Source organism: Caldibacillus thermoamylovorans, from assembly GCF_000751775.1.
GTDB classification, from domain to species: domain Bacteria; phylum Bacillota; class Bacilli; order Bacillales; family Caldibacillaceae; genus Caldifermentibacillus; species Caldifermentibacillus hisashii.
Map to the genome: position 1 here is coordinate 1 of NZ_CCRF01000085.1, position 18,211 is coordinate 18,211.

Here is an 18,211-nt window from a genome sequence, read left to right on the forward strand (position 1 = left end):
AAAGTGCCCGGTGGTAAATGGCGTTCGAATTCCGCTTTCAGAAGACCGGAGAATATTTACGCCAATTGACCGTGCCAGCTACAAATGGAAAAGAGAATACAACAAAAGAACAGCAGTTGAACGAGTAAATAGCCGCATAGATCAGGTGCTTGGTTTTGAAAATCACACGATACGAGGGATAAAGAAAATGACCGTACGATGCGGATTAGCTCTTTGTGTGATGTTAGCCATGGCGCTAGGCAGAATAAAAGAAAAACAAGCACAAAATATGAGGAGTCTTGTTTGTGCTGTATAAAAAAATTATCCACATGTGAATAAGTAAAAGTAAAAAAGATATCCACAAGCAAAAAATGTGGATAAGACAACAGGATTCGTATGCCCTTTTTTGTATAAAGCAGGCAAAACAGAGCATTAAATGCAGGAAAATCGCAGAAAATCATACCTAAAAATGAAAATGTGGTAAATTTTTAGAGTAAATTTTTTTAATCTAATCTAGAAAATCAGTACATCGCAAAAAGCTCTTTATTAAAATAAATTGACTATTGAACATTTTACACATAAAATGCTAAGGAAAGACTTATGAAATTACTGTTGAGCTTGTACAACCAATCAATAATACAAATATAAAAAGAGAGTGGATCAGATTGAAGAAAAAAATAATGACCGTGTTTGGAACTCGACCAGAGGCAATAAAAATGTGTCCTGTAGTAAAAGAGTTAAAAAACCGTAAAAACCTAAATACAATTGTATGTGTTACAGGACAACATCGGGAAATGCTAGACCAGGTATTGGATGCTTTTAATGTTTTTCCGGATTACAATTTGGCTATCATGAAAGAAAAACAAACGTTATTTGACGTTACAATAAATATTCTTGAAAAAATAAAAATCTTACTGAAAGAGGAAAAACCTGATATCGTTTTAGTTCATGGTGATACATCTACTACTTTTGTAACTGCCTTAGCATGTTTTTATATGCAAATTCCAGTAGGTCATGTGGAAGCCGGTTTACGAACATATAATACTTACTCTCCATACCCGGAAGAATTTAATCGGCAAGCAGTTGGTATTATTGCAAAGTATCATTTTGCTCCTACTGAGAATGCTAAAAATAACCTTATAAAAGAGGGTAAAGATCCTTCTACAATTTATGTCACAGGTAATACAGCAATTGACGCTCTCAAAACAACTGTAAAAAGGGATTATTCACATAAATATCTTGATTGGGTTGGAGAGTATAAGCTTATTATGATTACTGCTCATAGAAGGGAAAATATTGGACAACCAATGAAAAATATGTTCAGGGCAATTAAAAGAATTATTGAAGAATATCCGGATATCAAAGCAATCTATCCTATTCATATGAATCCAGTTGTGAGGGAATTAGCAAGTGAAATTCTAGGTAATTGTGACAGGATTAAAATTATCGAACCTTTGGATGTCCTGGATTTTCATAACTTCCTAGCAAGGTCATATTTAATTTTGACTGATAGCGGTGGTATTCAAGAGGAAGCACCTAGTTTAGGAAAACCGGTACTGGTCATGAGAAATACGACCGAACGACCAGAAGGAATTGCGGCCGGGACATTAAAATTAATCGGAACAAATGAAGAAAATATTTATAATTCATTCAAATCAATTCTAGAGAAAAATGAAGAATATAAAAAAATGAGCCGTGCAAACAACCCGTATGGAGATGGTTTTGCAAGTAAACGAATAGCTGATGTGCTAGAAATATAAATTATAAGGTTGTCAAATATTGGTAACAGCACTTTGAAATGTAATATTTGACCTAAAAATTACTTTTACTATTATTTTTATCGCAAGTCCGCATGTAATTATATTTATTTTTAATTTTTAGAGAAATTCCCCACCTTCTTTTAGAAAGATTTATCTATACCAAAGGAAGGAGCTGGGAAATTTCATGGCAGATCAAATCTTAACCTTACATATCGGAGAGGCGGCGTATCTATGGTCTGGAACTTGGAATGTAAAACCTAACCTAAATTTTACTATTCAGCCTTAGTTTTCTACCTGTTCAGGCAATTGTCTGTTCATAAGTTCGATATTGTTTATTACAGATATTTCTAGTAATTTACATTGGATCATTAAAAAAATTTGCTGCCGATTTGTATGAATAAAGACATTGTGTTTATTTATTAATGCAACCTCTCCTTCACTGGTTAAGTTGTATATATCAACAACTATATCCGCTATTCTTGAATTGGCTTGATATTTAAATAATACATCTTCTATATCTTTAATTATACTATCAGATTTATAAAGAAGGTGGTTGGGTATTTTAATTGTAAGTGAAAAGTTTTCTAACAGTCTTTGACTATTCAAAAATTGTTCTAAGTTCTCCTTCCAAGTGTCCAAAGGGTCACTAAAATTAGGGATCATTAATATTTTTTCTTGTTTTTCATGATATATTGGGTAATCTAAATTTGATGCATATACTAAATCCTTAAAATATCCACCAATTAAAGATGATTTTTGTAAATCATTCATTAAATTGTGAAATTGTGTTGGCTTATTTAACCGCTTAGCATTATTATATACTTCTAAATGTTTAGAATAACTTACATTAGATGAATACTTATTTAGAACTTCTTTATAATTTTGTTCTATGGTTTTTAGCAGCTCTGGGTCAGACCTTACAATTTTATGTAAATCCTTTTGTAAGCTTGACACATCCAAATTTTCAACACTGTTTCGATCAGTAAAATTTACTTGAGAAATTTTATTTAATTTACTTTTATCAATTAAACCTACATAATTACTGTTACCTATACATATTACTGGTTTTTTCCATTGAATTCCTTCAAGAATTACCCTACCAACACCAATGACAACATCGCTACTAATAATATATTGAGATACGTTCTTTTTTGCCCCTAATACTTGTATTCGCTCTTCTGCTAATTCATTGTTGACTTTAGCACTTTTCCCCACAATATCATTAAATCTATTTCCACTTCCTAATATTTTTAATCTCCAGTTTATCTTTGGTGCTAATTTAAATAGTGCATCTATGATGAAATTTATTGATGGAAATTTATCATTATCCAATCTGCTAATATATAAAATGTTAAGCTTTTCATCCGTCAATGAATCTGGCTTTTTAATATTATTTGACTTTACTTCAACTGAATTATGGATAATTTTAGCCTTTTCATAGTTGTTTGTCCTAATTTGGCTAATATGTTTTTCACAAGCTTCTTCACTAACAAATATAATTCCAGAAAAGTAGTCTTGGAAAATCCCAATATTTTCATTATTATATACACCGTGAACGGTTGTTACTACAGGAATATTCAATACAGATCCAATAATTACACCGACTAATTGGGAACAAAAATAATGACAATGAATAATGTCAATCTCATTTTCAATACAAAAAGAATAAACCTTTTCAATTGTACTTTTTATGTCATAAAAATTATCTATGTTTAAATGAATAATATTATTTCTGTGAAATAGTTCAATGGCCGGACCATTTGGAGAACCTATAAATACTTTATGATTATTTTGTGAAAATTCCTTAGCTAAAGTAAGTATATGAGTTTCTGCACCACCTAGTTCCATGTTCTCATATAGATGTAATATATTCATTTTTTCCCCTCACCCCATTCAAATACACAATAAGAATTCATATTATTGTCGTTATTTATGGTTAATTCCTAAATAAATATGCAATATCTACACTTTCCATATACTTTTCTACATTACGTAAATCTGAATCTCTATAAATATGAAATGCAGGATAATGAGTATCCACAAACAGATCAAATCCAAGTGCTTGAGCCCTTATACAGAAATGTCTATCTTCTCCCCAAAAGGAAATATTTTTTATTTCACTAAAATTTACACCTGCTTTAATTGCCTTTTTACTTATAAGTGTACATGCCCCTAAACCACCAACTTCATAGACACCAGGTTTTTTTAAAGTTTCGACAAAATCCTTATGTCTTTCAATAATTTGTTCTTTTGATAACTGTTCTCCTCGAAACTTTATATATTGCTCATACTGATCAAACATCCATACCTGAGGAAGTGCAGGGAAATCAGGTTGCCATTTTGTCCAAAAGATATTTGATATAATATCTTTATTTGCCTTCAGTAATTGCTGTAAAGTATAAGGGTGTAATACTAAATCAGAATCTATCAAAAATAAATAGTCAAAGTTAAATTCTTTCGCTATTTGTATGATTGAATCTTTGAAATTTGCTACTTTCCATATTAGATATTCATTCCAAAAGTGAGTTTGATTATTCCGCTCATATTTATCATTAAAATCACTTTTACAAATCACGACATTTTTTTCTGCCTTGGAAAACTCTTCTAACAGTAAACTTGATTCCTTTTGATCATTGTCATCTATAAATAAGAAATGAAGTTCAATTCCTTCTATATCTAACCTAGATAGTGATTTTAAAAAGTACTTCAATATTTGAGGTTTTTGATGAATAGGGCTTCCGACTAGTATTTTTTTCTTATCATGTTTATTTAACTGATCCTTTATTTCCTTTATAATTTCTTCATCATTAGTTAGTCCCAAAATTTTTTCATATACCTTATTTGCCATATGGACATTTTTATTTTGTTCATGAATATACGCTAAATTATAAAGACAATCCACATGATTAGGATCCATTTCTAGTCCCTTTTCTAAAACTTCTATCGCCCTATCAAGTTGTTGCAAACTTATTAAAATAACTGCTTTTATGGAATACAATTCAACATGAGAAGGAGCTGATTTTAAGGATTCATCAACAATGGTTAAAGCTTCCTCATAAAGTTGATTTGAAAGTAAATTCTCAATTTCTTTTTTTATTTCCTCAATCTCCTTCTTTCGATTTTCTTGATTGTTTTCATATTGAACGTAACGTGGGGCAGCATTTTTAGCTATTTGCTTTTCTATTTTTTTAAGTTTCGTTTTGGCATTTAAACTTAAATATTTCATTTTACTGTTTAAATGATTTATAACCGTTTCCCAGCCTAAGACATTTGCTTGTTTTAATATGGATACAAACAATTCTTCTTCAAATTCATCAAGTTTTTTGTGCTTTTTATTAAATAATACATGAAATAAATTATTAATGCTCTTGTCAAATTTTATATCGTAAAGCATTTTTTGATATTCCTGACTTTGTAATTCAATTGTGAGAATAATAAAATCAATAATAGTGAAAATACCTTTTGTAAGTAAGGAGTATATTTGAGATGGTGATTTTTCAGCTATTATTTTTACAACTTCATTTGTATTACCATCTAAGCATAAATTTTTTATGAACAAGGCTTCTTTCTCATCTATTGATAACTCCGGTTCATCTAAAAGTGATCTTGTTAATTTTTGGGCATTTAAATCAGGAACATCAAGTAAAATCTTTATCACTCTTTGTGGTGTGATATTATTTTTCGTTAATAAATTATTATTAAGAAACTCTGTAAGTTCATCAAGTGGGGAATGTTTTGCTAATAGATTTATTAGTTTCGACCAAACATAATCATCTGCATCATTAATAGATACTGCACGAGAATAATTATGAACCGCTAAGTGTAATTCATTTTCACTCTCATAAATTTCTCCGAGTAATTTATAAGGTAAATACTCTAAAAAGTCGTTACTTGAATCAGCTTTTAATTCATTTTTCTTCTTTAAAATTTCTTCAAATACTTCTTTTGCGTTTTCATAATCTTCTTCATCAAAATAGATTATTCCTCGGTAAAACTTAAAATCCACAAGATAAGGATAGATTTGTTCACAAGAATCGATAATTTCTAATGCTTCCTTATTTCTATTCGCCTTATGTAGAGTATTCACCAAGCGTAGTAATAACTTTTTCACCCAGTCCCTATTAAGATCATCCTTTAATTGAAACCCCTTTTGATAATATTTAATTGCCTTATCCAAATCCCCTAATTGATCATATTCATTCCCAAGAAAATAGTAATCAATAGGTTCCTTTTCTTTCTTCTTTTTTAACAGGGTTAGATTTCTGATTGACTTTTCCTTTTCATTGACAATATTTTTCATATAACCAGAATGATATATTTGAAAGTCAGAAAAGCCTTTTCTTTCTTTGGACTCCTTGTGCTTGAGTAATTCATGAATACTTCTATAATAGCTTATAAGTCCATCATTTTTGTAAAGTCTTTCATGGTAATTTAACGAAGTATCTTTCCCATTTATGCCAACAAAGTTCACTATTTGAACGGCTAAAATATTATAATCCGGTGGGTTATTTTTTAAATCCTCTTTAAATTTGATAAAACTATCACGATCTACAAATTCGTCTGCATCAATAACAAAGATCCACTCCCCAGATGCTTTTGATGCAGCAAAATTACGTGCTTTTGAAAAATCATCTTCCCATGTATAATCGAAAACCATATCTGTATATTCAAGAGCAATATCCTTCGTTTGATCAACTGAACCAGTATCGGCAATAATTATTTCATCTGCTATTCCTTTTATTGAATCAAGGCATCTTCTTAGTACATTTTCTTCATTTTTCACTATCATACAAACTGACAAAAATGGTTTCATCTGCTGGCACTCCTAAGTAAAAATTTTTATCTAAAAAAAGATCGTATAAAATGGAATATACGATCTTTTTTTAGATAACCTATCCCCAAAATGGAGATAGGTTCGATTATTACCGTAGTAACTGTAAAACACTTTGAGGCTGTTGATTGGCTTGAGCGAGCATTGCTTGAGAAGCTTGAGCAAGAATAGAATTCTTCGTTTGTTCCATCATTTCCTTCGCCATATCGACGTCTCTAATACGAGATTCTGCTGCAGTTAAGTTTTCAGACGCATTGTCAAGATTTGTAATTGTATGCTCTAAACGATTTTGCATAGCTCCTAGATAAGAACGTCCAGAAGATACCGTTTCAATTAGGTTATTAATGCTAGTGATTGCAGCTGCTGCACTTGCATGGGAACCGATTGATGCGCTTTTTGCAGTAGAAACAATATCTGTTAAATTCACCCCAGAAGTTGTAAGATCCAGTTCAATAGTATCGTCTTCATTTGCCCCAACTTGTAAGACTAACTTACCGGTAACTGCACTTGATGCACCTTTGAACAAATCTCGAGTATTAAACGTTGATTTGTCTTTAATTCTCTCTAGTTCTGCAGCTAATTGTCCAAACTCATTATTTAGTGCAGTTCTATCAGCATCAACGTTAGTATCGTTTGAAGATTGAACTGCTAATTCCCTCATACGTTGCAGAATGGAATGTACTTCATTTAGTCCACCTTCTGCTGTTTGGATTAATGAAATACCATCTTGGGCATTCTTAGAAGCCATGTCCAAACCACGAATTTGACCTCGCATTTTTTCAGAAATTGCTAGACCTGCAGCATCATCTCCTGCTTTATTAATACGAAGACCAGAAGATAATTTTTCCATTGATTTTGATTGTGCAGTATTTGCAGCATTTAATTGGCGATATGTGTTCAGTGCTGCGATGTTGTGATTAATACGCATAAAAAGATTCCTCCTTGAAATTAATTTCTCACGTCCTTGTGAGCCATGATTTTTCAGAGCGTTCAAGGTCGGCCGCCCTCGTTCGCCCTTACATTTCTTATATCGACAAAAAACGAAAGGTGTTTAGCCTTTCGTAAAATTTTTTCTATTTATTTTTGGGACTTTTTGATTAGTTCCAGGACATTCGTCGTAGTCGTTGCGGCTTGTTTGTTTTCCTCTTGAATTTGTTCATAAATTTCTTTTCGATAAACTTCTACCGTTTTAGGTGCATCAATGCCAATCTTGACTTGATCCCCTTGGATGGAAAGAATTTTAATCTCGATTTCATTCCCGATTTGAATCGCTTCTCCTTTTTTTCTTGCCAAAATTAACATCGAATCACCCCTTTATCGAGTCAGGGGATTCGATAAACAACGGGTGTTTTGTCTTGTATGATTCGTTGTTTAAAATCACCTGTTTTGCTTGGTTATTTTTTGTATTGATAATAATTGGTGCTTGAAGATTAACGGTTGATTCTTCAAACGGCTCTTGAAGGGTTAAAATATTAAATACTTTGACATCCGTTATTGATTCAATACCTAACTGTTTAACGATCACATCTTCCACAGTAAAATCATAATCTTTATAAAAGATAAACGGATTGGTGATGACAAAGGCAAGCTGCGGCGTCCGAACGGATTGCATGACAAAGTAAATTCCATCTTCTGTTAATGGTAAAATAATAAATTCCTGTTCATTCAAAAAACCGGGAATACCGTTTTCAAATTGAATAATATCGGTTTCCTCTATCGTTTTTTCACCATGATATTTTGTTTGGATGTTCATATATTCACCTACTATTTTATATGGATAAGGTACACACTCACCAAAAACCCCAAAAGGTGCACATACAGAGCAATTTTAACTTACAGTTACCGGAAATCCCCATCCTCTTATCCAATTATACCGTTTCACTAAATAGATTTACAAATTCAATTTTTAATGAGTTTTTTTGTTCTAAATATACATGTACTTTTCCCGGTGTGTAGTCATGAAGCGGTTTTTGAATTTGTGTGTGAATAATCGGTTTCTGCGGTGTTGCTTCAATATTTACTTTTGCCGGCTCGTAATTAATCTTAACGCTTCCGGGTGAAGGAATCCAACCGATCGTTAACCGGGCTTTCGGTTTATAAGCATTTTCGATGGCATGAGACGGGAACGGGTTTGCCTTATTTTCAATTCTCATCAAGTCATCGCCTTGCCGAACTCTTCGGGCAGTTCCCTCCATAGCAATCCGTTTTGCGTCTGCGGCATTTTCAGCAACTAATCGGGGGATGGTCTTAAAACCAAGATCAGCCCGGGCTTCTGTTTGGTCAATGATAAGCCGTCCTGGAACGGTTTCGATATTCACGACTGCTTTCGGCTGTTCGATTGATTGAACAGCTTTCGGTTGTTCAATTTTTTGGACCGGCTTTTCAATATGTAAACCAATCCGTGCTGAAGTTGATTCAAGTCGGATTTGTGGAAAGTTCATTCCCCGACACACCTCCTTAAAAAGAAAAGCTATCCCCAGTCAGATAGCCTTTCCATACTCCCATACGTATAACAAGAATATTGGAACATAATTATCAATTTTATTCAGCTATTATCTTAAAAAGTCAATCAGGGACGGTTGGATGATTCTGGCACCTACACTGAGTGCAGCCCGTTGAACTGATTCTTGGGTAATCAACTCTGTAATAACTTTTTCAATCTCAACGTCTTCATTTTTCGACATGATTTCAGTTGCAATCGTTTCTTGAGAAGAAAGCCGGTCTTTCATCATATCAACCCGGTTCTGTTTTGCACCGACATCGGCTTGAATTTTTAAGAAATGGTCGATTTCGCTATCAAGGGTATCAAGAAATCCGCTAATATCAGTATCACTTGCCGTTTTATCTTCTAATTTACTTTTAAGAGAATCTAATGTGTTGAAAACTGATTTAAATAATTCGCTTCCCTTTGTATTTACATTAAGTTTGATCCCGTCAAAGATTTCTAGTTCAATATCACCATCAGAAAAATCACCAGCTGTCGGTGCTTTGTTTGTATTCTCTCCGTTAAAAATATATTTTCCACCGACTTGTGTTTGAGCAATGGTCTCTAATTGTTCTTTTAGCTGGTCCACCTCAACGGCAATCGCCCCCCGCTGTGCTTCTTCATATGTTCCATTCGATGCTTGTACAGTCAGTTCACGTATTCTTTGAAGAACTTTCACTCCTTGAGAAATTGCATCATCGGTGGAATCAAGCCAGTTAGTTGCTTCACTAATGTTTCGACTGTATTGTTGTACTTTATTTAAACTGTCACGATAGCCAAGGCCAAGCATGGCAACAACCGGATCATCCGATGGCCTCGTAATCCTTTTTTGTGTTGTAAGTTGATCTTGGAGTTTTCCCATTTTATTATAATTGCTACTCAAGTTTCGTAGCATATTATTGGATAACATGGATTGGGTTACCCGCATATCGTTCACCACCTTTGTTAAATTTAACTTAAGGGCCTCTCGTATTTTTGCCACTCCGGGTTCCGATTAAAAATACCTTTATCTGCCAACAACACCCATCCCATTAATGATTTTATCGAGCATTTCATCAATGACCGTAATCATCCGTGCTGATGCGTTGTAGGCATGTTGAAAAGTAATCATGTTTGTCAACTCTTCATCCAATGAAACACCGCTGACAGATTGCCGGTTGTATTCAACAGAATCAACGAGGACTTGTACATTTTCCATATTTGTATTGGCACTTTGGGCGGCGACACCGAGGTCACCAATCATTGCGGCATAATAAAAGTCAAACGTTCCTGACATATCGTTTGGTAACGGAACGGAATAGTCTTTGAAATTCTTCTTTTTAAGATCTGCTAGTTGGAAAGCAATGGTATTATCCCCGGAATTGTCACCCGGTGTATTGGCAGCCGCAATATTTGTCGGATCTTTGATTATTTCATCATGTACTTTTATAACTTGAGCATAATTAATCGTTTCATCATAGTCTGTACTGCCGCCTAAATCAAAAAACTCCCCGGCCGGATCGGTTTTATCTAATCCATATCCTTGTTTATGAATATGATTAAATTCACTTGCAAAAGCATAGGCAAGTTTGTTCAGTTTTTCCATCATTTCCGGGTAATGGCCTTTAACTTCACCATTTGCATCAACATATCCATAGCTTTCGATTAATCCCTTTAGTTTACCTGAAAAATTTAAGTTGTCCAATGTAACATTTCCGACTTGGACAGACTGGACATTTCCATTTAAAGGGGGAGCTTTTACACCATTTTCAGCGGTTATTGATAATTCATTTTGCTGCGACGCCCCGGTTGTCGTATCAACAGTAAGTAATTGCGCCCCTGAGCCAAATGAGGTGCCGTCTTTTTGGACGAGTTCAATTTGATATAAACCGACAGCCGTGGGTAGCGGTTGTCCGTACTGGGTCGGTTTTACTGCCGTTACTTTCACATTGACTAGACTTGATAATTGATCAACGAGCTGATCACGTTTGTCATATAAGTCGTTCGGTAACATCCCGTGGGGTTCGACACTGGCGATTTGTTTGTTTAACTCGTCAATTTGCGAAACTATCGTATTAATATTTTTGACCGTCACATCCATTTCACTGCCGAGATCCTTTTTTATGCCATCCAGGGAATTGTAATAGTAATTGAATGTTTCAGCCACCATTTGCCCTTTGGCTGCGACAACTTGTCGGGCACCTAAGTTTTCCGGGTGGTCGGCCATATTTTGTAACGAACTCCAAAACTGACTCATAATATTTTGCAAGCCGCTGTTCGACGGTTCGTTCATAATATCTTCCATCTTTGCCAGAGCACTGCTGAGCGAGCTGTAATAACCCAGTTTCGTATTTTCTGAACGATATTGCACATCGAGAAAGCTTTCTCTAATCCGCTCGATTGTTCCTGCCTGAACTCCGGTACCGAGCTGTCCGGGAATTTGCGGGCGATTCAGTCCGGCACCGGGAAATGGTTCCGCTGTCTCAAAGCTGACGCGTTGTCTTGTATAACCCGGTGTATTGGCATTTGAGATATTATGTCCGGTTGTATATAGTCCCAATTGCTGGGCGGTCATGCCGCGTTTCGCTGTTTCTAAACCATGGAATGTTGATACCATTTATTTCATCCTCCGTTCTATCAAGAGGTTTCACACTCTTTTTATCCCTTTGAAAACTTGGGTAATTAATTTTATTTATAAAACTAATCGGCTACGCACTTTTTTATAAAAATAGAACTATTGTGTTTTTATGAAAGTTTTATACTTGCGAATTAAATAGGGAACGTACTCCTGCTGCATTTGTCGACTTATCCTCTGCTTTCGGTCCGTAATTCATCGCATTTGTTCTCGGCTGAAATAAGTTTAAAGAATAATTGACAAATTGCAAAGACTGTTTGATTAGTTCCTGATTTAAATCATTCTGTTCCTTTATCTTTTGCAAAATATTTGTAAGTTGACGGAACAAGTCTTCGAGAATTGGTTTTTGAACGGATTCCGCTACTTCGATACAGCTACTTATCGTTGGAACTTTCTCTCTTTTCGGGAACCGTTTTTGCAAATCCTTAATCCGTTCATTTTCTAATACAGAAATGGCTGTAATATGTTTTTGTTCTTCTTTCATTATTTGGTTGAGGGATGAAATATCATTTGTTTTAATCATATCCACTTTTCTTATAGCCAATTGATATAAACTCATATATAATGTTAATTGTTTTTCCAGTATTGAAATCAAAGAATCAAATTTCATATCCCTCACCTTTTCCACTTGTATTCTTTTGCTTCTGTTTGACGTGGTGTCCATCGTCATTTGAAAATAGCAAGCTCCACTTTATTTTTTATTAACATAGTAATTATATATACTTTTAGCCAATTCTTGATGGTCGATTTTGTACGTACCATTTTGAATCTGATCTTTAATATGAGCGATTTTCTCCTGTCGGGCAGGATCCGTTTGCTTTTGCAGCTTTAATGCTTCCGAAGAAATTTCAATTTGGTCGTTTGTTTTTACCGCTTTTTTCTTAACTGTTTCCGTTTTCTGCATTTCCTGCATATATGGATTTAGACCGGATGGACCGTAATTTGTAATTTTCATACCGTATTCCTCCCTTTCCATCGATCACTTTGTTAATTTTTATATCGGCACTTTCTTCAATTTGTTTAATCGAATTTGATTCTTTTAACTGCGATACTTTTCGTCAATTGCATAATAGGTAATGTTCTTTTCTGCCAGTTCCTTTTGTCGCTGTTGTTCTTTCTCAAAAACTTCAAGTTCATTCCGGAAATTTTTTGCACAGTCATCACATAGTTTTCCATTTTGAATAGGTTTTCCACAATTTTCACAAGGGTAGCCGAGGTTTGGAAAATGAACTAAGCGGATTCGCCCTTTCCGAATGAACTTCATAATCAATTCTTCCGGTACTCCTGTATCCTCCACAACTTTCACCATCGAAGCAGTTCGGTTTTGTTTTTTCTTCAAATAATTGTTGACTTTATCAAATGCCTCTTCCTCTTCTTTATAACAGTTGTCACATATATCACGAATTGAATTTTTCACATACAACATACCACAATTTGTACAATTTACCAGTTCCATCACGATCATCCTTTCCAGAGTCCAAGTGATTAATCTAGTTTTATTATACTATGCTTGTCTTGAAAAAGGGCTTGACCAAGATTTTTTATATTATTTTTTCAGAATTAGTTGGCTCCCAAAAAATGCTCCTATTTGAGAGCAACCCTCATTATTCATTTCGTCCAAAAAATTAATTATTCAATGTTTTTTCGAAAATTTTTAATTATCCTCTGGCCAATGTCAGCGATTGAACTGTTTTTGCACCTGCCTGCAGAAGGATAACCGCAGCTTGACGGAGCGTTGAACCTGTTGTATATACATCATCAATTAACAGAATATGTTTATTTTGAAAGGGCGGGGCTGCCTGTGAAAGTTGAAATACTTGCGGAAGATGGATCCGTTCATTTCTTGACTTTTTGGATTGCTTTTCCGAATGGATTCGCCTGAGAAGATTGATTGGTTCAGCCCCTGCCTCAAGCGCCAAACTATCCGCCTGATTAAATCCACGCTCATATAGCCTTTCTTCACTTAATGGAATCGGTACGAGCAAGTCATAGTCAATATTTTGTAAAAGTTGTTTCAACTGTTGTGAAAAAATTTTAGCCATTGCATAATCGCCCCGGTATTTGAAGCGGGCAATTACTTCAGCCATAAAATCATTATATTCAAATAGCGAAGTATTTTTTTCCAGGACATTTTTCCACTTGCTTGATTGTTGCCATTTGATACAATCGTTGCATACCCCATCTTGATAAAACTTCGGATTTAGTTTATCCAGAGACCGATTGCAAATTTTACACGCTGGCTCACGGATCGGACTGAATTGGGCATAGCATTTTTCGCAGATCGGTTTTTGGTTTGGTCCAAACAGCAGTGATTCCCAATTGATCGTTGGTGCGATTGGGCTTGAACATAGCAGGCAAAGGTCGGTTTTAAAAAGTTGCATGAGTGTTTAACCCTCCTTTTTACCATGAACCTTTTTTGTGACACAACGAACTTAGCTATCGATCAAACCTTTCATCCTCGCCTGCCGATTCATTCGCAGCAATTGGTTTCTCGAACGAATCATGGCACGTGTAATCCCATAGTGAAAAAAGGTAATATCTCCCGTTGGAAATTGTGGACTTCTTCCTACCCGACCGGCAATTTGTACTAATGCACTCTCGGTAAACGTATCATCTTCAGCACCGACAACGGCCACATCTATATTTGGAAACGTTACACCTCGTTCCAAAATGGTCGTTGTCAATAATATCGGAATATCACCGGTACGCATTGCTTGAACTTTTTCTTTTCGATTCGGGTCTTCGGAATGGACCGCTTCAATCCGTCCATCCATTTTCTGAAAATACGGGAGTGCTTGTTCCATCAATTCTATATGCGGGAAAAAGATTAACGCTTGTTTTCCAGATACCAGTCTACTTTTTACCCATTGCAAAATTTTTAGAGGAATCTGGCCCTTCTTCACTTTTTCCCTCCAATTCCCGCACCATCCAAAAGAGGGAATCGGTAATGGATAACGATGAAATCTTGCCGGCAGAATCACACAATTTCTTTTTCCACGATAACATTCTGCCTGCCATACTTCTTTCGGGGTGGCCGTTAAAAAAATGAGTGAACCATTCTTTTTTCTTGCCAGTTCCGCAGCAGTTTGCAGCATTTCATCGGCCGAATAAGGGAATGCGTCGACCTCATCAATGATTAAGCAATCAAATGCTTCATGAAACCGTAACAATTGATGAGTAGTTGCAATAACAAGCGGGCTATATCGATGTCTGTCCTCACTCCCGCCGTATAAGGATGCGATCGGAATATCCGGAAATACTTGTTGAAACCGCGGGGTTAATTCCAGAACAACATCCGTTCTAGGTGTTGCAATCGCTGTCCGTTTCCCTGATTGTATCGCTTCCTCAATGCCCTCAAACAACATTTCTGTTTTCCCTGCTCCACATACCGCCCAAACCAATAGTTCTTTCCTTTCCCTTACTGCCTCTTTGATTTTTATTGAAGCATCTTTTTGTGAAGGTGAGAGTGTTCCTTGCCATTTCAGTGATTTTTGAAATGAAAAATGGGGCGTGGGACCTGTCCAAATGATGAGCGGTGTACACTGACTGACTCTTCCCATCATGATACATTTGCGGCAATACCAGCATTTTTTCTTGCAACGGGCACAATGAAAAGAAGCAAAGAAAACTGCATCTTTATTGCCACATCTGCAACAGTACAGCCTCTTCCCGTCGAAAATAACCCCTTGCCGGTAATCGACATATCCATGCAAATAATGGTTATGAATTTCTTCCAGGGAGAAAGGAATTTCATCGAGCAACAATTTCCGCCCCGATAAAAACAATTGCAAGTTTTGGTTAAATGGAAAAGTTGGGTCTACAGGAAGCGCCTTTGGATTTGTCATATCGGTTATTCGGACAAACTCACCGGCTTCTCCTTTCACCAGCTGTTGCGGAATTACATATTCATCTTTTTTTAAAAACAACAAATCACATACCTCCTTATGTTCAAAATCGGATAGTGAGAATGGTTTTATGGTGCCGACTGATTGATTACTGATTACTTTCGGTAAACTAATAGTCCTATGGTACTGAACGATTTTTTTCACTGATTACTTTGATAAACAACAAGCTTCATCATGGCGACTGTCTGATTCACTGATTACTTTGATAAACAACAAGCTTCATCATGGCGACTGTCTGATTCACTGATTACTTTCGGTAAACAAATAGTTTTATGGTGCCGAGCGGTTTCCTGACTATTTTCGGTAAACAACAAGAGATTTTTGCTGTTTTGCAATAGGAAATAAGATTTTTTTACGGTATGGTGAGCTCCTCGGTCAGTTAGGACACAAATACCTTTAATTAAGGAAATAATCTGGAGAGAGATATTTAAGTAAGTTTAAAAAGAGGATGTGGGATGATAAATCCGTTTTCCGGCATCCTATTATTAATAGAACACCGGGATGTGGGGAGGATGATCCAACTACTGGTAGTATACAAAAAATTATTGATTTGGAAAAGATATAACATTAAAAAATATCAAGATTATTGTGTGGCTTTTAATTTCTACTTTCTAGGCAATCCTGTTTTTTATCTACTGCCCAACGATTTTCTATTAAACTTAGCGCAAAGGACTGGTCTATAATTCCCTTATTGAGCTGCACATACCGGAAAATTTACAATGATTCTATAAAACAACCAACCAGCTGTTCACTGATTGGTTGTTTAACGATTATTTAAGATTGAAGCTCCGTCCTGCTTCACCGAGTCCTAAAAGAATTTCATTATTTTTTCCCGGCTCATTTTTTCATCCAGCCTAAACCCATGGCACCTTCACCGAGATGGGTTCCAATGACCGGGCCGAAGTAACTTAGTGTAAACTCAACATTCGGATAAAGAGCTTCAAGTTCTTCCTTCCATGCTTGTGCTTCTTCTTCCCGATTGGCGTGGATAATGCAAGCTTGGTACTGACCACCACTTTTTGCATCTTCCCCCAACAGTTCAACAATTCGGTTCATTGCTTTTTTCTTCGTACGGATTTTTTCGAATGGAACGATTACTTTATCTACAAAATGGAGAAGTGGCTTAACTTGTAAAAGTCCGCCGATAAAGGCTTGGGTACTGCTTAGTCGTCCCCCGCGCTGCAAGTTGGTCAAGTCGTCCACCATAAAGTATGCCTTTGTTGTTGCCTTCAATTCATCAAGACGGGCAATGATTGCTTCCGGCTCCTCCCCCCTCTGAGCCATTTTTGCTGCTTCTAAAGCATAGAAACCTTGGACCATACAGCTTATTTCTGAATCGTACGGATAGACTTTAATGGACTGTACCAATTGTCCGGCTGTAACTGCTCCTTGAAAAGTCCCGCTAATACCGCTTGATAAATGGATACTAATTACGGCGTCATATTCTTTTGATAATTTTTCAAACAGCTCAACAAACATTCCGGTTGAAGGTTGCGTAGTCGTCGGTAATTCTTTTTGCTCCCGCATCATTTGGTAAAAATCAGTCGCAGTTAGTTCAATTTCTTCTCGATATGATTCAGTGCCAAATACAACACTTAAGGGAATCATGTGTATCTTGTATTTTTCACGGATTTCTTCCGGTAAGTATGCTGTACTGTCTGTAACAACCGCTGTCTTCATAAACATCCCTTCCTTTCTCTTCACAATCATAATTAAAGCCTATATTACGCACGAAACATGATGAACAAAATTTTGTTGGCAGCACAGTCACAGTAGGGGAAATGATTACTAATTCGACTAAGCAAAAATCCGAACCCTTGTGCAACGCTAAATATTCATTTCGTCTGGTTTTATTTTTTAAGATTCATAATAGATTACGCTATGCGGAATTTCGGGATATAAAAAATTATAAGTGCGTTTCGTTCATCTTTATATTAATGAGGGCAATGCTTTGAAATGTGTACACAGGGAAAACTAGACGCCGCTGAAAAACAATTTGAATAAGTTCACTTACACAGAATATAGCAACCACAAAAACACCTAAATAGTCTTATAATTATTTACCACTTTTTCAGTAGCCTTTGAAAACTACCGGTTGCCGTTTTGATGAAAAACAAAATTTTATAGACAAAATTACATCCTTTTTAAATCTATACTATTCCATTCTATAAGTAAATCAATTTCCCCTGCAATTTGATTAAAATTTTTACTACAAAAAAATGTATGCGACGATTGAAAGCCAATATCGTCGCTATTTTTGGACGGGAAACTCCATTTTTTGGCGACGAGATCACTTCTCGTCGTCATTTTTGTGCGGGAAACTCCATTTTTTGGCGACGAGACCACTTCTCGTCGTCATTTTTGTGCGGGAAACTCCATTTTTTGGCGACGAGACCACTTCTCGTCGTCATTTTGAGCCGAGAAACTTCACTTTTTGGCGACGAGATTCATTCTCGTCGTCATTTTTTGGCGGAAACTTCACTTTTTGGCGACGAGACTCATTCTCGTCACCTTTTTGAGGCGGAAAATGCTCTATTTTGGCGACGAGACCACTTCTCGTCGTCACTTTTGCTCGTGAAACTCTATTTTTTGGTGACGAGACTCTTTCTCGTCGTCATTTTTGTGCGGGAAACTCCA

At 35.7% G+C, this 18,211-nt stretch carries 18 protein-coding genes; 4 read left to right on the top strand and 14 right to left on the bottom strand.

What is annotated here, in order from left to right; translation table 11 throughout:
* Together BT1A1_RS14610 and wecB are read left to right on the top strand one after the other, a co-directional pair.
* The coding region (locus BT1A1_RS14610) for a transposase (RefSeq protein WP_034772615.1) at window positions 1-295 on the top strand (295 nt) is incomplete at its 5' end.
* A gap of 364 nt (window positions 296-659) precedes the next feature.
* Window positions 660-1,739, top strand: coding sequence for a non-hydrolyzing UDP-N-acetylglucosamine 2-epimerase (gene wecB / locus BT1A1_RS14615; RefSeq protein WP_034772616.1), 1,080 nt, complete (start codon window positions 660-662; stop codon window positions 1,737-1,739).
* A 282-nt stretch (window positions 1,740-2,021) separates the two neighbouring features.
* Here wecB and BT1A1_RS14620 read toward each other — a convergent pair whose 3' ends face one another.
* The 14 genes from BT1A1_RS14620 to BT1A1_RS14690 form a co-directional block, all read right to left on the bottom strand.
* Window positions 2,022-3,614 carry a glycosyltransferase gene (locus BT1A1_RS14620; RefSeq protein WP_034772618.1) on the bottom strand — a complete coding sequence of 531 codons (1,593 nt, stop codon included), beginning with the start codon at window positions 3,612-3,614 and terminating at the stop codon, window positions 2,022-2,024.
* 61 nt (window positions 3,615-3,675) lie between these two features.
* On the bottom strand, window positions 3,676-6,552 hold the full coding sequence (locus tag BT1A1_RS17500; protein WP_051989163.1) for a glycosyltransferase: 2,877 nt from the start codon (window positions 6,550-6,552) through the stop codon (window positions 3,676-3,678).
* A gap of 109 nt (window positions 6,553-6,661) precedes the next feature.
* Window positions 6,662-7,498: a flagellin N-terminal helical domain-containing protein gene (locus BT1A1_RS14630; protein ID WP_034772619.1), complete on the bottom strand. Its 837-nt coding sequence runs from the start codon at window positions 7,496-7,498 to the stop codon at window positions 6,662-6,664.
* 149 nt (window positions 7,499-7,647) lie between these two features.
* Window positions 7,648-7,872 (bottom strand): carbon storage regulator CsrA, encoded by a 225-nt coding sequence (gene csrA / locus BT1A1_RS14635; protein WP_034772621.1) that lies wholly within the window; start codon window positions 7,870-7,872, stop codon window positions 7,648-7,650.
* Window positions 7,873-7,876: 4 nt separating this feature from the next.
* Window positions 7,877-8,323: a flagellar assembly protein FliW gene (gene fliW / locus BT1A1_RS14640; protein WP_034772622.1), complete on the bottom strand. Its 447-nt coding sequence runs from the start codon at window positions 8,321-8,323 to the stop codon at window positions 7,877-7,879.
* Window positions 8,324-8,438: 115 nt separating this feature from the next.
* Window positions 8,439-9,011: a DUF6470 family protein gene (locus tag BT1A1_RS14645; RefSeq protein WP_034772623.1), complete on the bottom strand. Its 573-nt coding sequence runs from the start codon at window positions 9,009-9,011 to the stop codon at window positions 8,439-8,441.
* 111 nt (window positions 9,012-9,122) lie between these two features.
* Window positions 9,123-9,983, bottom strand: a complete 861-nt coding sequence (gene flgL / locus BT1A1_RS14650; protein WP_034772625.1) for a flagellar hook-associated protein FlgL — start codon at window positions 9,981-9,983, stop codon at window positions 9,123-9,125.
* Between the two features lie 78 nt (window positions 9,984-10,061).
* Window positions 10,062-11,651 carry a flagellar hook-associated protein FlgK gene (flgK, locus tag BT1A1_RS14655; protein WP_034772627.1) on the bottom strand — a complete coding sequence of 530 codons (1,590 nt, stop codon included), beginning with the start codon at window positions 11,649-11,651 and terminating at the stop codon, window positions 10,062-10,064.
* A gap of 139 nt (window positions 11,652-11,790) precedes the next feature.
* Window positions 11,791-12,279, bottom strand: coding sequence for a flagellar protein FlgN (locus BT1A1_RS14660; protein ID WP_034772628.1), 489 nt, complete (start codon window positions 12,277-12,279; stop codon window positions 11,791-11,793).
* An 81-nt stretch (window positions 12,280-12,360) separates the two neighbouring features.
* On the bottom strand, window positions 12,361-12,624 hold the full coding sequence (gene flgM / locus BT1A1_RS14665; protein ID WP_034772630.1) for a flagellar biosynthesis anti-sigma factor FlgM: 264 nt from the start codon (window positions 12,622-12,624) through the stop codon (window positions 12,361-12,363).
* Window positions 12,625-12,708: 84 nt separating this feature from the next.
* Complete coding sequence (locus tag BT1A1_RS14670) at window positions 12,709-13,125, bottom strand: TIGR03826 family flagellar region protein (RefSeq protein ID WP_419177364.1); 417 nt, start codon at window positions 13,123-13,125, stop codon at window positions 12,709-12,711.
* Between the two features lie 202 nt (window positions 13,126-13,327).
* Window positions 13,328-14,050, bottom strand: coding sequence for a ComF family protein (locus tag BT1A1_RS14675; RefSeq protein WP_034772636.1), 723 nt, complete (start codon window positions 14,048-14,050; stop codon window positions 13,328-13,330).
* A gap of 51 nt (window positions 14,051-14,101) precedes the next feature.
* A complete protein-coding gene (locus tag BT1A1_RS14680) occupies window positions 14,102-15,598 on the bottom strand; it encodes an ATP-dependent helicase ComFA (protein WP_034772638.1) in 1,497 nt (498 codons plus the stop codon).
* Between the two features lie 813 nt (window positions 15,599-16,411).
* The gene (locus BT1A1_RS14690; protein ID WP_034772641.1) at window positions 16,412-17,254 is read right to left on the bottom strand and encodes a DegV family protein; all 843 of its coding nucleotides are present in this window, start codon (window positions 17,252-17,254) and stop codon (window positions 16,412-16,414) included.
* A 598-nt stretch (window positions 17,255-17,852) separates the two neighbouring features.
* On the opposite strand from BT1A1_RS14690, the gene BT1A1_RS18820 reads away from it, so the two are divergent.
* Window positions 17,853-17,990 (top strand): hypothetical protein, encoded by a 138-nt coding sequence (locus BT1A1_RS18820; protein ID WP_156103262.1) that lies wholly within the window; start codon window positions 17,853-17,855, stop codon window positions 17,988-17,990.
* Window positions 17,957-18,211: hypothetical protein (locus tag BT1A1_RS18825; protein WP_156103263.1), on the top strand; the 255-nt coding region annotated here is incomplete at its 3' end. The genes BT1A1_RS18820 and BT1A1_RS18825, both read left to right, overlap by 34 nt.

Bases quoted from the DNA above. Each gene is read 5' to 3' on its own strand.
- wecB (WP_034772616.1), top strand. From the start codon at position 660: ATGACCGTGTTTGGAACTCGACCAGAGGCAATAAAAATGTGTCCTGTA.
- BT1A1_RS14620 (WP_034772618.1), bottom strand. From the start codon at position 3,614: ATGAATATATTACATCTATATGAGAACATGGAACTAGGTGGTGCAGAA.
- BT1A1_RS17500 (WP_051989163.1), bottom strand. From the start codon at position 6,552: ATGAAACCATTTTTGTCAGTTTGTATGATAGTGAAAAATGAAGAAAAT.
- BT1A1_RS14630 (WP_034772619.1), bottom strand. From the start codon at position 7,498: ATGCGTATTAATCACAACATCGCAGCACTGAACACATATCGCCAATTA.
- csrA (WP_034772621.1), bottom strand. From the start codon at position 7,872: ATGTTAATTTTGGCAAGAAAAAAAGGAGAAGCGATTCAAATCGGGAAT.
- fliW (WP_034772622.1), bottom strand. From the start codon at position 8,323: ATGAACATCCAAACAAAATATCATGGTGAAAAAACGATAGAGGAAACC.
- BT1A1_RS14645 (WP_034772623.1), bottom strand. From the start codon at position 9,011: ATGAACTTTCCACAAATCCGACTTGAATCAACTTCAGCACGGATTGGT.
- flgL (WP_034772625.1), bottom strand. From the start codon at position 9,983: ATGCGGGTAACCCAATCCATGTTATCCAATAATATGCTACGAAACTTG.
- flgK (WP_034772627.1), bottom strand. From the start codon at position 11,651: ATGGTATCAACATTCCATGGTTTAGAAACAGCGAAACGCGGCATGACC.
- BT1A1_RS14660 (WP_034772628.1), bottom strand. From the start codon at position 12,279: ATGAAATTTGATTCTTTGATTTCAATACTGGAAAAACAATTAACATTA.
- flgM (WP_034772630.1), bottom strand. From the start codon at position 12,624: ATGAAAATTACAAATTACGGTCCATCCGGTCTAAATCCATATATGCAG.
- BT1A1_RS14670 (WP_419177364.1), bottom strand. From the start codon at position 13,125: ATGGAACTGGTAAATTGTACAAATTGTGGTATGTTGTATGTGAAAAAT.
- BT1A1_RS14675 (WP_034772636.1), bottom strand. From the start codon at position 14,050: ATGCAACTTTTTAAAACCGACCTTTGCCTGCTATGTTCAAGCCCAATC.
- BT1A1_RS14690 (WP_034772641.1), bottom strand. From the start codon at position 17,254: ATGAAGACAGCGGTTGTTACAGACAGTACAGCATACTTACCGGAAGAA.